The sequence below is a fragment of the Janibacter corallicola NBRC 107790 genome (genome assembly GCF_001570965.1).
In the GTDB taxonomy this organism is placed as follows: Bacteria; Actinomycetota; Actinomycetes; order Actinomycetales; family Dermatophilaceae; genus Janibacter; species Janibacter corallicola.
Window position 1 is genome coordinate 1 of sequence record NZ_BCSR01000027.1, and the last position, 13,000, is coordinate 13,000.

14 protein-coding genes and 1 riboswitch are annotated in these 13,000 nt (G+C 71.4%); of the genes, 6 read left to right on the forward strand and 8 right to left on the reverse strand.

Features of this window, described 5'->3' with window-relative positions:
* From pstC to pstB, 3 genes are all read left to right on the forward strand, one after another.
* Positions 1–982 (forward strand): phosphate ABC transporter permease subunit PstC (gene pstC, locus JCO01S_RS10330; protein ID WP_439645698.1); only part of this gene is annotated, 982 nt, incomplete at its 5' end.
* The gene (gene pstA / locus JCO01S_RS10335; protein ID WP_245634403.1) at positions 982–2,088 is read left to right on the forward strand and encodes a phosphate ABC transporter permease PstA; all 1,107 of its coding nucleotides are present in this window, start codon (positions 982–984) and stop codon (positions 2,086–2,088) included. The genes pstC and pstA, both read left to right, overlap by 1 nt.
* A 29-nt stretch (positions 2,089–2,117) precedes the next feature.
* Positions 2,118–2,897 carry a phosphate ABC transporter ATP-binding protein PstB gene (gene pstB, locus JCO01S_RS10340; RefSeq protein WP_068254912.1) on the forward strand — a complete coding sequence of 260 codons (780 nt, stop codon included), beginning with the start codon at positions 2,118–2,120 and terminating at the stop codon, positions 2,895–2,897.
* Positions 2,898–2,907: 10 nt separating this feature from the next.
* Here the strand turns inward: pstB and JCO01S_RS10345 are convergent, their stop codons facing one another.
* Both JCO01S_RS10345 and JCO01S_RS10350 read right to left on the reverse strand, forming a co-directional pair.
* Positions 2,908–3,909 carry an inorganic phosphate transporter gene (locus tag JCO01S_RS10345; RefSeq protein WP_068254914.1) on the reverse strand — a complete coding sequence of 334 codons (1,002 nt, stop codon included), beginning with the start codon at positions 3,907–3,909 and terminating at the stop codon, positions 2,908–2,910.
* A 6-nt stretch (positions 3,910–3,915) separates the two neighbouring features.
* The gene (locus tag JCO01S_RS10350; protein WP_068254917.1) at positions 3,916–4,542 is read right to left on the reverse strand and encodes a DUF47 domain-containing protein; all 627 of its coding nucleotides are present in this window, start codon (positions 4,540–4,542) and stop codon (positions 3,916–3,918) included.
* Between the two features lie 282 nt (positions 4,543–4,824).
* Here JCO01S_RS10350 and JCO01S_RS10355 point away from each other — a divergent pair, with 282 nt between their 5' ends.
* A complete protein-coding gene (locus JCO01S_RS10355) occupies positions 4,825–5,172 on the forward strand; it encodes a universal stress protein (RefSeq protein ID WP_068254921.1) in 348 nt (115 codons plus the stop codon).
* A gap of 9 nt (positions 5,173–5,181) precedes the next feature.
* Here JCO01S_RS10355 and JCO01S_RS10360 read toward each other — a convergent pair whose 3' ends face one another.
* The 6 genes from JCO01S_RS10360 to JCO01S_RS10385 form a co-directional block, all read right to left on the reverse strand.
* On the reverse strand, positions 5,182–5,787 hold the full coding sequence (locus JCO01S_RS10360) for a hypothetical protein (protein WP_369407291.1): 606 nt from the start codon (positions 5,785–5,787) through the stop codon (positions 5,182–5,184).
* A 45-nt stretch (positions 5,788–5,832) separates the two neighbouring features.
* Positions 5,833–6,897, reverse strand: a complete 1,065-nt coding sequence (locus tag JCO01S_RS10365) for an ABC transporter substrate-binding protein (protein ID WP_068254925.1) — start codon at positions 6,895–6,897, stop codon at positions 5,833–5,835.
* Positions 6,894–7,694 carry an ABC transporter ATP-binding protein gene (locus tag JCO01S_RS10370; protein WP_068254928.1) on the reverse strand — a complete coding sequence of 267 codons (801 nt, stop codon included), beginning with the start codon at positions 7,692–7,694 and terminating at the stop codon, positions 6,894–6,896. The genes JCO01S_RS10365 and JCO01S_RS10370 overlap by 4 nt, the downstream gene beginning before the upstream one ends.
* Positions 7,691–8,749: a FecCD family ABC transporter permease gene (locus JCO01S_RS10375; RefSeq protein ID WP_068254931.1), complete on the reverse strand. Its 1,059-nt coding sequence runs from the start codon at positions 8,747–8,749 to the stop codon at positions 7,691–7,693. The genes JCO01S_RS10370 and JCO01S_RS10375 overlap by 4 nt, the downstream gene beginning before the upstream one ends.
* A complete protein-coding gene (locus tag JCO01S_RS10380; protein WP_068254933.1) occupies positions 8,739–9,575 on the reverse strand; it encodes a hypothetical protein in 837 nt (278 codons plus the stop codon). The genes JCO01S_RS10375 and JCO01S_RS10380 overlap by 11 nt, the downstream gene beginning before the upstream one ends.
* Before the next feature lie 38 nt (positions 9,576–9,613).
* Positions 9,614–9,791: riboswitch (cobalamin riboswitch) on the reverse strand.
* A 17-nt stretch (positions 9,792–9,808) separates the two neighbouring features.
* On the reverse strand, positions 9,809–10,546 hold the full coding sequence (locus tag JCO01S_RS10385; protein WP_068254936.1) for a sulfotransferase family protein: 738 nt from the start codon (positions 10,544–10,546) through the stop codon (positions 9,809–9,811).
* A gap of 158 nt (positions 10,547–10,704) precedes the next feature.
* On the opposite strand from JCO01S_RS10385, the gene JCO01S_RS10390 reads away from it, so the two are divergent.
* Together JCO01S_RS10390 and JCO01S_RS10395 are read left to right on the forward strand one after the other, a co-directional pair.
* On the forward strand, positions 10,705–11,910 hold the full coding sequence (locus tag JCO01S_RS10390; RefSeq protein ID WP_068254939.1) for a hypothetical protein: 1,206 nt from the start codon (positions 10,705–10,707) through the stop codon (positions 11,908–11,910).
* A 124-nt stretch (positions 11,911–12,034) separates the two neighbouring features.
* On the forward strand, positions 12,035–12,994 hold the full coding sequence (locus JCO01S_RS10395; protein WP_068254943.1) for a glycosyltransferase: 960 nt from the start codon (positions 12,035–12,037) through the stop codon (positions 12,992–12,994).
* Positions 12,995–13,000: the final 6 nt, after the last annotated feature.

Below are 13,000 nucleotides of genomic sequence, written 5' to 3' on the forward strand. Positions count from 1 at the left end.
CCGCCGCCCCGTCCCACCCCCCACCCCCTTCGGAGACATCGACGTGAGCAGTACCCCCGCCCCCACCGGGCAGAAGGCCGTGAAGCGGCCCGGAGACCGGGTCTTCTCCGGCCTCTCGGTCGGCTCCGGGATCCTCATCCTGGTGACCCTCGCGGCCGTCGCCGGCTTCCTGCTGCTGCAGGCGAAGCCGGCCCTGGAGGCGGACCCCTCCGAGGTCCGCGCAGGACAGGGCCTGATCCACTACGTCGGGCCGCTGATCTTCGGCACCCTGCTGAGCTCGATCATCGCCCTGGTCATCGCCCTGCCGCTGAGCATCGGCATCGCCCTCTTCATCAGCCACTACGCACCCCGCCGCCTCGCGCAGGGCCTGGGCTACCTCATCGACCTGCTGGCCGCGGTGCCCTCGATCATCTTCGGTCTGTGGGGGCTGACGATCGCCACCCGGGCCGTCCCGGTCTTCGACACCATCAACCACTACCTCGGCTGGATCCCGCTCTTCGGCGGCACCCCGAGCGCGACCGGGCGCACGATGCTGCTCATCGGCATCGTGCTGGCGATCATGATCCTGCCGATCATGACGGCCGTGAACCGCGAGGTCTTCCTGCAGACCCCGTCGCTGCACGAGGAGGCCAGCCTGGCCCTCGGCGCCACCCGGTGGGAGATGATCCGGCAGGCCGTGATCCCCTTCGGCCGCTCCGGCGTCGTCTCCGGCGCCATGCTCGGCCTCGGTCGGGCGCTCGGCGAGACGATGGCCGTGGCCATCATCCTCTCCCCCAGCGCGCGCTACTCCTGGGAGCTGCTCACCTCCGCAGCCTCCGGGACCATCGCCGGTGACATCGCACTGAACTTCCCCGAGTCCTTCGGCGTGGAGCGCAGCACGCTCTTCGTCTCCGGGCTGGCGCTCTTCGCCGTCACCCTCGCCGTCAACATGTTCGCCCGGTGGATGATCTCGCGCCGGTCGGAGTTCTCCGGAGCCAACTGATGGGCCAGACACTGACCATGACCACCGCCGAGTCGAACGGCACCCCGACGCCACCGAGCCCGGGCCCCGCCGTGCAGCGCACCGGTGAGCTGAACCGCACGGCGCGCACCGGGATCCTCATCGGGTCCGGCGTCCTCGCCCTCGCGATCCAGCTCGCCCTCTTCTCGTGGAGCCTGCTGGGGTGGCTCGTCATCGCGGCCATCACGTACTGCCTCGCGATCTACCTCGCCTCGCGGGTGGTCGAAGGGAGCCGCCACGCCACCGACCGCCTGGTCACCGGCGTGGTCACCACCTTCTTCCTGCTCGCCATGGTGCCGCTCGTCTCGGTGACCGTGACGATCATCGAGCGGGGCACCAGGCGCCTGGACCCGGCCTTCTTCACCTACTCGATGCAGGGCGTCGGCAGCGGTGATGTCGGGGGTGCCTACCACGCGATCCTCGGCACGATCATCGTCACGGGACTGGCCTCGATCATCTCGATCCCGATCGGCGTCTTCGCGGCCATCTACCTCGTGGAGTACGGCGGGAAGAGTCGCACCGCTCGGGCCCTGACCTTCTTCGTCGACGTCATGACCGGCATCCCCTCGATCGTCGCCGGCCTCTTCGCGATCGGGCTGTTCACGCTGTTCCTCGGCCCGGCCTACCAGTCCGGCATCGTCGGCGCGGTCGCACTCTCGGTGCTCATGATCCCCACGGTCGTGCGCTCCTCCGAGGAGATGCTCCGGCTCGTGCCGAACGAGCTGCGCGAGGCCAGCTACGCCCTCGGCGTGCCGAAGTGGCTGACGATCGTCAAGGTCGTCATCCCCACCTCGATCGCCGGCCTCGCCACCGGCGTCACCCTGGCCATCGCCCGCGTCATGGGCGAGACGGCGCCGCTGCTCATCACCATGGGTGCCGCCCGCGGCACCAACCTCAACCCCTTCGAGGGGTCGATGGCCGCGCTGCCGCTCTTCTCCTACCAGCAGTACGCCAGCCCCGGTCTGGATCGGGCGGCCTCGCTGGACATGGCCTACACCGCCGCGCTGGTCCTGATGATCATCGTCATGCTGCTCAATCTCCTGGCGCGGCTCATCTCCAAGATCTTCTCCCCCTCCACCGGTCGCTGACCGGCCCCTGCAACAGACAAGGAACCACGGTGTCCAAACGCATCGACGTGAAGAACCTGAACATCTACTACGGCGACTTCCTCGCCGTCGAGGGCGTGGACGTGACCATCGAGCCGCGTACCGTCACGGCCCTCATCGGTCCCTCGGGCTGCGGCAAGTCCACCTTCCTCCGAGCGCTGAACCGCATGCACGAGGTCATCCCCGGCGCCCGCGTCGAGGGTGAGGTGAGCCTCGACGGGTCGAACATGTACGCCCGGGGCGTCGACCCGGTCGGCGTGCGCCGCAAGGTCGGGATGGTCTTCCAGCGGCCGAACCCCTTCCCGACGATGAGCGTGCGGGAGAACGTCCTGGCCGGCGTGAAGCTGAACAACAAGAAGATCAAGAAGGCCGACGCCGACGACCTCGTCGAGTCCAGCCTGCGTGGCGCGAACCTCTGGAACGAGGTGAAGGACCGCCTCGACCGGCCCGGCTCCGGGCTCTCCGGTGGTCAGCAGCAGCGGCTGTGCATCGCACGCACGATCGCGGTCAAGCCCGAGGTCGTCCTCATGGACGAGCCGTGCTCGGCGCTGGACCCGATCTCCACGCTCGCGGTGGAGGACCTCATCGCCGAGCTGAAGGAGCAGTACACGATCGTCATCGTCACCCACAACATGCAGCAGGCGGCGCGCTGCTCGGACCGGACCGGCTTCTTCAACATCGAGGGGACCGGCAAGCCGGGCCGCCTCATCGAGTTCGACGACACCCAGAAGATCTTCAGCAGCCCCGCGCAGCAGGCGACCGAGGACTACATCTCCGGTCGCTTCGGCTGAGGGCCCTGCCTCAGAGACCGACGATCGGGCGGAGCACCCAGAGGAAGATCGCCGCGGCGATCCCCGCCCCGGGGAAGGTGAAGATCCACGCGCCGACGATGTTCTTCGCCACGCCCCAGCGCACCGCCTTCAGCGAGCGGGTCGAGCCGACACCCATGATCGCCGAGGTGATCGCGTGGGTCGTCGAGATCGGTGCCTTGAGGATGGTCGCCACGTAGAGGATCGAGGCCGCGGTGACCTCGGCGGCGAAGCCCTGCGGCGGGTCGAGGTGGATGATCCCCCGACCCAGGGTCCGCATGATGCGCCAGCCACCGGAGTAGGTCCCCATCGAGATGACGACGGCGGACAGGACGAGGACCCACAGCGGGATGCCCTGGTCGCCCTCACCGTGGTAGCCGGCGACCGTGAGCGCCAGGACGACGACACCCGCGGTCTTCGCGGCGTCCTGCATGCCGTGACCGAAGGCCATCGCGGCCGCGGAGGCCGTCTGCGCCCAGCGGAAGCCCCGCTTGGTGCGGCCCGGGTTCGCCTCCCGGAAGAGCCGGAGGATCAGGCGCATCACGAGGAAGCCGACGATGATGCCGACGATCGGCGAGAGCACCATCGGGATGATGACCTTCTCGACGATCCCCATCCAGTGCACGGTCGCGCCGATCGCGAGCGCCGCCCCGCCGAGACCGCCGATGAGGGCGTGCGACGAGGAGGAGGGCAGTCCCAGCCACCAGGTGAGCATGTTCCAGCCGATCGCACCGAGCAGCGCCGCTGCGCACAGCAGCAGGCCGGTGTGCCCTTGGGGCGCGGCGATGATCCCGCTGCCGACGGTCTCGGCCACCCGGGTGCCGAAGAAGGCACCGAAGAGGTTGGCCACGGCTGCCATGCCCAGGGCCACCCGCGGGGTCAGTGCCCGCGTCGAGACCGATGTGGCGATGGCGTTGGCGGCGTCGTGGAAGCCGTTCGTGTAGTTGAAGCCCATCGCCAGGGTGGTGACGAGGGCGACTGCGAGCCAGTCCACGGTCGGTCAGGACTCCTTGATCGCGATGCCCTCGATGCGGTGCGCCACACTCTCGAAGGCATCGGTGGCCTCTTCGAGCCGCTCGATGATGTCCTTGTGCTTGATCACCTCGATGGGGTCGGTGACCGCACCACCGAAGAGGTCCCGCAGCATCCCGCGGTAGATGCTGTCCCCCTCGTTCTCGAGGCGGTTGATCTCCACCCAGTACTCGCGCAGCTCCTTCATGGTCGCCAGGCGCGGCATGGCGGCGGCGGTCAGCTCCGCCATCCGGGTGATGACCTCCATCTGCGTCGTCACCTCCGGCATCAGCCCGTCCATGCGGTAGAGGACCACCGCCTGCCCGACCGAGTCGATGTAGTCGATGCAGTCGTCGAGAGCGGCAGCCAGCTCGAGGATGTCCTCGTGCTCGAAGGGGGTGACGAAGCTGGTGTTGACCTTGCGGATGATCGCGTGGGTCGCCTCGTCGCCCTCGTGCTCGACGTCGCGCAGCCGCTGGGCGATCGCGGGACGATCCTGCGGGGGCGCGGCCAGCAGCTCGGTGAGCACCTCGGCCGCGGCGACCGACTGCCGCGCGCTGTCGGCCAGCAGCGTGAAGAAGGCGTCGTCCTTGCCGGACGGTCTGAAGAAGGCCACAGGTGTTGTCTCCGGTTCTCGGGGGAAGGTGGAGTCTTACCGGGGGCCAGCCTAGAACCGAATCGTCCTCGGGGCGTCATCGGCCGTTCATCTGCCGGGGTGTGTCGTGCGCCGGGCCGGGAGCGCCTCACGGCGCGTGGCCGCTCGTAGCGGCTATTTATTGGGACCCGGGGCTGCCGCGGCCCGGCGCACCGATCAAGCGTAACCACGTGGGGCCGGAAGTTGTTCCCCGGGCCACGGGTAGGCTGCCGGGGATCCGACACCGAGAAAGGGGAGTCCCCCATGACCGTCCTCGTGGCCGGCACCGAGACCGCGGCCGGCCGGGCCGCCTACCGGTACGCCATCGAGGAGGCCCGTCGGCGGGGCGAGGACCTGACCTACTTCGCCCTCGAGGACGGCGCGCACGAGCCCTCCTCCGACCTGGGTGAGGTGTCCGAGCGGGTGGTCCGTCCGCCCGAGCACAGCGAGGACCCCGTCGGTGACCTGCTGGACCACGCGCAGGGCGAGGACATCTCGGTCATCGCCATCGGGGTGCGCAACCGCTCCGCCGTCGCCAAGCTGATCCTCGGCTCGGCGGCGCAGCAGATCATCCTCGAGGCCACCGCGCCGGTGGTCTGCGTCAAGGCCTGAGGACCTCCTTCAGTCCAGCCGGCCGCTGCGCCAGAGCCGGGCGCAGGCCTCCAGGTCCTCGGCGGTGGTGACCATCGCCGAGGCCGACGGCAGGTCCCCTTCGTCCTCGTGCGCCCGCCCGGTGGCCACGACCCGGCAGAAGGCCGCCGCCCGCTCCAGCGCCACCGCGAGGTCGCCGTCGAAGACACCCCGCAGGATCCGGTCGGCGAGCTCACGGACCTCCGCCACGCCCGGGGGCTCGGCGATGCCGGCGATGACGTGGTCCACATGGGCGACGGACATGCCCCTCGCGTACTCGCGGGCCGCCTCGCCGGCCTGGCGCTGGGCCCACTCGCGGAGCACGTAGAGCCGCCAGAGGGCGCCGGGCAGGCTGCGTGCGGGCCGGTCGGCCCAGAGCTGGGCGAGGGTGTCCAGGCCGAGCTCGTCGACGAGGCGCAGCAGACGCTCCCGGGTCGCCCCGTCCGCGTCCTCCCGGCCGGCGGTGACCACCGTCAGAGCGGCCTGGTGGGCCGCCGCCGCGGTCTCGGCGGGGTCCGGCTGGGAGGCGCTGTGGGACTCCATCGCGTCGGGTTCCAGGTAGAGGGGTCGCCTGGGTCTGCGGTCCTCACCGGCCACGTCATCACCTCCTGCGCCGCCCCGGCGGACGGCGCGGGCCCCAGCCTAGTGACCGGGTCGCAGGTCGTGCTCGGGCTCGATGTCGCTCGCGGGCACGAGGTGGTGCTGCTCCAGCGCGGCCCGCAGCTGCTCGGCGGCGTCGATGTTCAGCGGGCTGCTCGTCCACGCGGAGATCGGCAGGTTGATGAAGCGCTCCTGCTTCACCGCCGGAAGGTCCTTGGTCGCCGGGTTCGTCTGGAGCACCCTGATCTTCTGCCGGTAGCTCTGGCCGGGGTAGTCCACGAAGGCGAAGAAGTCCGGCTTCGAGGCCACGAGGCGCTCCCAGGAGACCTCGGTCCACGTGTCCTTCACGTCCGCGGTGGCGTTCCTGGCCCCGGCGGCCTCGATGATCGCCTGCGGGCCGCCGAAGGAGCCGGAGGTGAAGATGTCCTTGGTCCCGGAGTCGAAGAGGAAGACGGTCGGTTCCTTCTTCGGCTGCGGGGCGTCCTCGAGCGCCTTCAGCCGCTCCTTGATGTCGTCGACGACCTCATCGGCCTTCTTCTCGTGGCCGGTGATCTGCCCGAGGTTCTCCATGTCGGTGTAGAGGGCCTCCCACGGCGGCATGGTGCCCCGCTGCCCGTCGGACTGCCGGCAGCTCTCGGAGAGGAGGTAGGAGTCGATGTCGTGCTCGGCGAGCGCGTCCGGGGTGAAGTTCTTCTCCTCGGTGAACCCGTAGTTCCAGCCCGAGAAGACGAGGTCCGGTTCGTGGGCGATCGCGTTCTCCATCGTCGGGTAGTCCTTGGACGCCACCGGCAGGGCGTCGACGACGTCGCGGCCGTACATCGTGGCGAGCGCCGCCTTGCCGTCGTCGAGGCCGGTGACCCCGGCGATCTGGTCCTGTGCGCCGAGCGCGAGGACCATCGCGAGCATGTTGCCGTCGCCGGTGATGTACATCCGCTCCGCGGGCGAAGGGAGGCTCACCTCCTGACCGCAGTTGGTCACCGTCACCTCCTCCTGCGTCGCCGAGGAGCCGGTCTGCGCGGACACGCCGCAGCCCGCGAGGAGGCCGACGATCCCGAGCCCGGCGGCGGCGCGCAGCGCCCCGCGGGAGTGAGCGTGGATGCTGGTCATGAGGCGAACCTTTCTGCCGGGGCCGGCGCTCCGGCGCCGAGGACGAGATGGACCCGCCCGGTGTCGGGGTCCCTCAGGTGCGTGGCCCGCACACCGAAGGCGGTCTCCAGCACCTCGGGGGTCAGGACCTCGGCGGGCTCACCGACGGCGAACAGGCCCCCTTCGTGCAGGACCGCGACCCGGTCGAAGTGCGCCGCTGCCAGCGGCAGGTCGTGCACGGCCGCGAGGACGGTCCGGCCCAGCCCGCGGATGGTCTCCATGAGCTGGATCTGGTGGTGGACGTCGAGGTGGTTGGTCGGCTCGTCGAGGACGAGCAGCTCGGTGCCCTGGGCGATGCCGCGGGCGAGCATGACCCGGCGGCGCTCGCCCCCGGAGAGGTGCTGGCAGGGGCGGTCGACGAAGCCGGTCATGCCGACCATCTCGAGGGCCTCCATGACGACCGGTCGCTCGCGGGAGGCGTCGACGCTCCACGGCGGCCGGTGCGGGACCCGTCCCAGCGCGACCATCTCGCCGACGAGCAGGTCCTCCGTGGGGCCCTCCTCCTGTCCGACGTGGGCGAGCAGCTTCGCGCGCTGCCGCGAGGAGATCTCGCCCAGGTCGGTGCCGCCGACGTACACGTGGCCCGCGGCCGCCGGGCGCAGCCCGACGAGCGAGCGGATGAGGGTGGACTTGCCGCTGCCGTTCGGGCCCACGAGGGCCACCATCGAGCCGCGGGGCACGTCCAGGTCCACCTCGGAGACGATGGTGCGCCCGCTGATCTCGCAGGCGAGCCCGCGGCACTGCAGGTGTGGTGTCATGACTGCGCTCCCGAGTAGGTGTAGTGCCGCCTGCCGAGCAGCAGGAGGAAGATGGGCGCACCGACGACCCCGGTGACGACGCTCAGCGGGATCTCCTGCGGACGCACGAGCACCCGGGCGGCGACGTCGACCCAGACGAGGAAGAGGGAGCCGCCGAGGGCGGCCACCGGCAGCACCACCCGGTGCCGTGCGCCGACGAGGATCCGGGCCACGTGCGGGACGACGAGCCCGACGAATCCGATGCCCCCGGAGACGGCCACGAGGACCCCGACGAGGACCGACACGAGGACGAACAGCCCGGTCCGCAGGGCGCGCACGGGCACCCCCAGCCCGGCAGCGACGTCCGCCCCCGAGGCCAGGGCGTCCAGCCAGGAGTGCAGGCCCATGAGCAGCACGACCGACAGGCACACGACGATGACCGACGGCAGGGTCTGTGCCCACACGGAGCCGGAGAGGCTGCCGAGGAGCCAGAAGAGGACCGACTGGGTCGCCTTCGGGTCGGCGCTGAAGAAGACGAGGAAGCTCGAGACCGAGGAGAAGGCCGCCGACATGACGACGCCGGTGAGGATGAGGCGAAGGGGGTCCAACCCGCCCTGGGCCATCGAGATCCCGAAGACGAGGGCGGTCGCGAGGAGCGCGCCGCCGAGGGCCCCGAGGGAGAGGGCCCACACCCCGAGACCGCCGAGCAGACCGAGGACGATGACGGCGGTGGCCCCGACGCCCGCCCCCGCGGAGACGCCGAGGAGGTAGGGGTCGGCCAGCGGATTGCGCACGAGCGTCTGCATGCACGCACCGGCCATGGCCAGGCCCGCGCCGACGACGACGGCCATGACCACGCGGGGCGCCCGCAGCTCCCACACGATCGTGTCGTAGGTGGGGTCGGCGCGGCCCGAGCCCAGCAGGCGGGCCTGCAGCACGTCGACGACACCGGAGACGCGCAGCGGCTCCGACCCGAGCGAGAGCGAGACGACGGCGCTGACCGCGGTGGCCGCGACGAGGCCGATCAGCAGCGGGGCGGCCGGGAGGCGACGGCCGCCCGGGCGGTCATGCGACACGGGACACCGCCACCGGGAGGTCCTCGCCCCGCGGGGCGAAGGTGGCGTGGTGCGTGGTCCTGCGGCGCCGCTCCTCGGGGGTGATGTCGGGGCAGCTGCCGCAGGGCTGCCGCCCGTCGCCGAGGCGCATGAGGCAGCAGGTGTGCCGCTCGGTGACGAGGGCGGGGCCGGCAGGCACCCGGATCGGGCTCGTCGTGACGAGACGGCGGCCCGCGACGGACCACACCGGGGCCGCGAGCAGCTCCCGGGTGACCCGGGCCAGCTCCTCCTGGTGGGCCTCCGGGGCCCTGCGGTGCAGCCCGGCCAGGACGGAGGCGCAGGAGGCGGCGATGCAGCCGAGCGCCAGCCGCGCGGTGATCCGACCGACCTCGCGGAAGGCCGTGACCACGTCCGCCAGGTGCTTCTCCACGAGCAGTCGGGCGACGTCGGACGCCTCCCCGACCGGCACGGTGCCGGTGACCGGCGGCGCGACGGCCGCGGTCCTCCCTTCGCCGTCCAGCCGGAGGTGCCAGGTACCGACGTGCGGGTCGGGCACGGCCCCGGTCTGGACCCACAGCCCGATCGTGGCCACCGCGACCCGGCCGGCACAACTCTGCAGGCCGCAGGCGGCTCCGGCCGCGCGGTGGCGGGTCCCGAGCGAGGCGCTGTACGCGTCGACGACGCGCGTGACGACGTCGGGGCTGGTGAGGCGCTCCATCGGGTACCACCCCGCGAGCCCGGGGCCGGCCACCACGTCGGGGTGCAGCTCGATCGGCGCGCCCGTCGGCGGCGTGGTCAGCAGGGTGAGGGCTTCGGTGACGGCGGACCCGTCGGGTGCACGAGACACGGGAACTCCCAGACCATCGGGGCCCAGACCGCGGGGCCCATTCGGCGAACGAGCCAGCAGGTCTTCGGACTCGGGGTCGTCCCGGCGGAGTTCCTTCCCAGGTCATCCGGACCCAGTGGTCACCACTCCGTCAGTCACCCTCACCGCTGCGCGACAGTTCCGGACTTGCACCGGATTCCCTTGCACGGGCGTGCGTCTGACTCTGCCCGTGACCTTAGCACTTGGGGATCGGGTCAGCCGTCCTGCCAGGCGGTGAGGTCGCGCCCCAGCAGCCCCTCCAGCCGGCCGATCCCCTCGGCGTACTCCTCGTGCAGGTGGCGTCGCAGACCGGGGTCGAGTCGAGGCAGCTCGTCCCACTCGGGAGTCAGCTTCGCGTGCTTGCGCGTCTTGTCGTTGACCCGGAAGTCGAGGTCCTCGGCCGTGAGGTCGCACTCGACGCCGAGATGGTCCATGACCTCGCCGACGAAGCCCAGCGGGTCGGCGACGAGGTCGTCGTAGAGCATCGGCTTCAGCTGCGGGTGGATGCTCCACCAGGTCTCCAGCGCCTCCGCGTACCGGCCGAGGGAGAGCACCGAGTACTCGTCGGTGAGCTGATCGATCGTGGCCGTGTACGGGAAGCGGCCCTTCATCATGTGGTGGATGTAGGCGGACTCGTAGCGCTGCACGGGGTTCCGGAAGACCGCCACCATCGCCGGCGAGCCGAGGAGTGAGCGGATGTTCTCCGCCGTGGTCGGCCGCGCCCGGAAGTAGTGCGGGGTGCTCTCGAGGTAGTAGCGGACGCCGGGGTCCTGGGCGGGGAAGTGCTCGCGCAACGCGGTCACCTTCGCGGGGGCGTCGAAGTCCGGCTGGTTGAAGAAGTTCAGCTCCTTGACCTCGGAGGCGAACACGTGCCGCGAGCGCCCGAGACCGTGGTGCAGCCAGCTCGTCCCGCTCTTCTGGGAGCCGACGACGAGGAAGTTCGGCAGCGGCATTTCCGGTCCCTCTCCTGGTCGCGTCCGGGGCAGCGGTTCCGAAGGTATCCGGGCCCGACCGGCGACCCCGCGAACGCACCCTGAACTCCGCGTGAACTCATCGCCTCCGACCTCCCGCGAGCACCGGCGGAGGGCCGCCTCGTCGTTAGCCTCCCCGCATGACCGAGACCACCCCCCTGACCCCGATCCCACCGCGGTCCGTGCTGTTCCACGTCGGCGCGATGAAGTCGGGCACGACCGCCGTGCAGCGGGCGGCGCACCGACGCCGCAGCGAACTGCGCGAGCACGGCGTGCGCTACCCCGGCCCGGCGGTGAACCACTTCACCCCGGTCGCGGCCTTCATGGGGCTCCGGCGCGAAGGGGAGCTGCCGGACCCGGCGACGTGGCACGAGCTCATGTCCCGGGTCCACGCCGAGCAGGACCGCCGGGTCCTGCTCAGCCACGAATGGGCCTGCGAGGCGGACGAGGAGACCGTCGGGCGCTTCGCCGAGGCCCTCGGCGAGCGCCTCCACGTCGTCATCACGTTGCGCCCCCTCTCGGGCCTGCTCGGCTCCTACTGGCAGGAGATCGTCAAGAACGGCCAGGCTGCGCCCCCCTTCGGGGAATGGCTGCGGGAGGCGCTGGCCACCCCGCCCGGGGCCCGGCAGAACACCCAGTGGGACCGGCAGAGCGACCAGGCGGGGATGGTGCGGCGCTGGGAGCGGGCGCTGGGACCGGAGCGGGTCACGGTCGTCATCGCCGACAAGGCGGACCCGGCCCGCGTCCCCAGCTCGCTGGAGCAGCTGCTCGACCTGCCGGCCGGCACGCTCACCGCAGCCGGCACCGACGGCGGCACCGCGAACCGGTCCCTCTCGCCGGCGGAGGCGGAGTTCTTCCGGCGCCAGAACCACGCCTTCCGGCGCAACCGGGTGCCCTTCCGGGAGTACGCGCTGGACTACCGTCGCCGCTCCGTCGCTCGCCTCCTGGCGACCGAGCCGGCCCCCTCCGCGGGACGGATCGTGCTGCCGCAGTGGGCCGCCGAGCAGGCCACCATCCACGGGCGCGAGATCGCCGAGCAGATCGCCACGAGTGGGGCGCGGGTCGTCGGCGACCTCGCCGCGCTGCACGCGCCGGTCACCTCCGCCGTCCCCGGCGAGCTGCCGGTCCCGGAGAGCATCCCCATCGACGGCGCGGTGGAGGCCGTCGTGGCCTCGGTCCTCGTCGGCACCGGCCGCGAGGGCACGAAGGGGGCCACCCCGGCCCGCAGGACCCGGACCGAGACGATCAAGGAGCGGGTCCGCGCCCTCCCCGGGGGGCGCACGGCACTGCGCGGGGCACGTGCCGCCCGCCGACGGCTGGCCGACCGCGGCGCGAACGCCTCGTGAACCCCCTGTGAACACCGTCCCGGCAGGGGCCGAAACGACTCCCGGGGGGCCCGGATCCATGCCTACGCTGAGGCCGCGTCAGACACCCACCGCCCTCCCGACAGGCAGGAAGAACCCCACCCGAATGACCCCACCCGACCTGTCCGTCGTCATCCCGATGCACAACGCCAGCGCGACCGTCGTCGGGGTGATCGAGACCTTCCTCGGCATCGACTCCGCGACCATCGAGGTGATCGTCGTCGACGACGCCTCCAGCGATGACTCGCTCGCCCGCGTCCGGGCCGTCGACGACCCCCGCGTGGTCCTCGTGCCGCTCCCGCACAACCACGGCGCGGGCATCGCCCGCAACCACGGCTTCGCCCGCGCCACCGGCCGTTACGTCCTCTTCTTCGACGCCGACGACCAGATCCACACCGAGACCCTCACCACCACCCTGGACGCGCTCGACGCGAGCGGGGCGAGCGTGGCGATGCTCCCCTACCGGTACCGGCGCCCGGACTCGGAGTCCGAGGAGATGAACTCCTACGACATCGCGGTGTGGACCAAGTACGCGACCTCGCCCCGGCGGCTCGCCCGGCTGGACGAGGTCCCCGGGCTGCTCGGCTTCACGAACTACCCGTGGAACAAGGTCGCCCGCACCGAGCACTACCGGCGCACCGGGCTGCGCTACGGCGCCACGCAGGTGCACAACGACATCCTCGGGCACTGGCTGACCCTCGTCGACGCCGAGACCGTCCTGCTCATCGACCAGCCCCTCACCACCCACGTCGTGGGCGAGGGCGGGCGCAACCTGACCAACCGCGAGAGCCGGGCCCGGCTGAGCCTCATCGACGCCCTCGACGAGACCTACACCGAGCTCGAGGCACGACCCGCCAAGCGGCGGCGCTTCGCCCGGCAGTACTGGGACCTCGTCACCCGGGTCACCGGGTGGGCCTCCGGCCGGATCACGCCGGAGGTCCGCGACGAGTTCAACCTGCGGGTGCAGGACCACATGCTGCGCATCGACCTGGGCGACTTCCACCGGATCCGCTTCCGGCAGGACGCCGGGCTCGCCAGCCGCCTCGTCCGCCGCGCACAGGCCTGAGAGAAG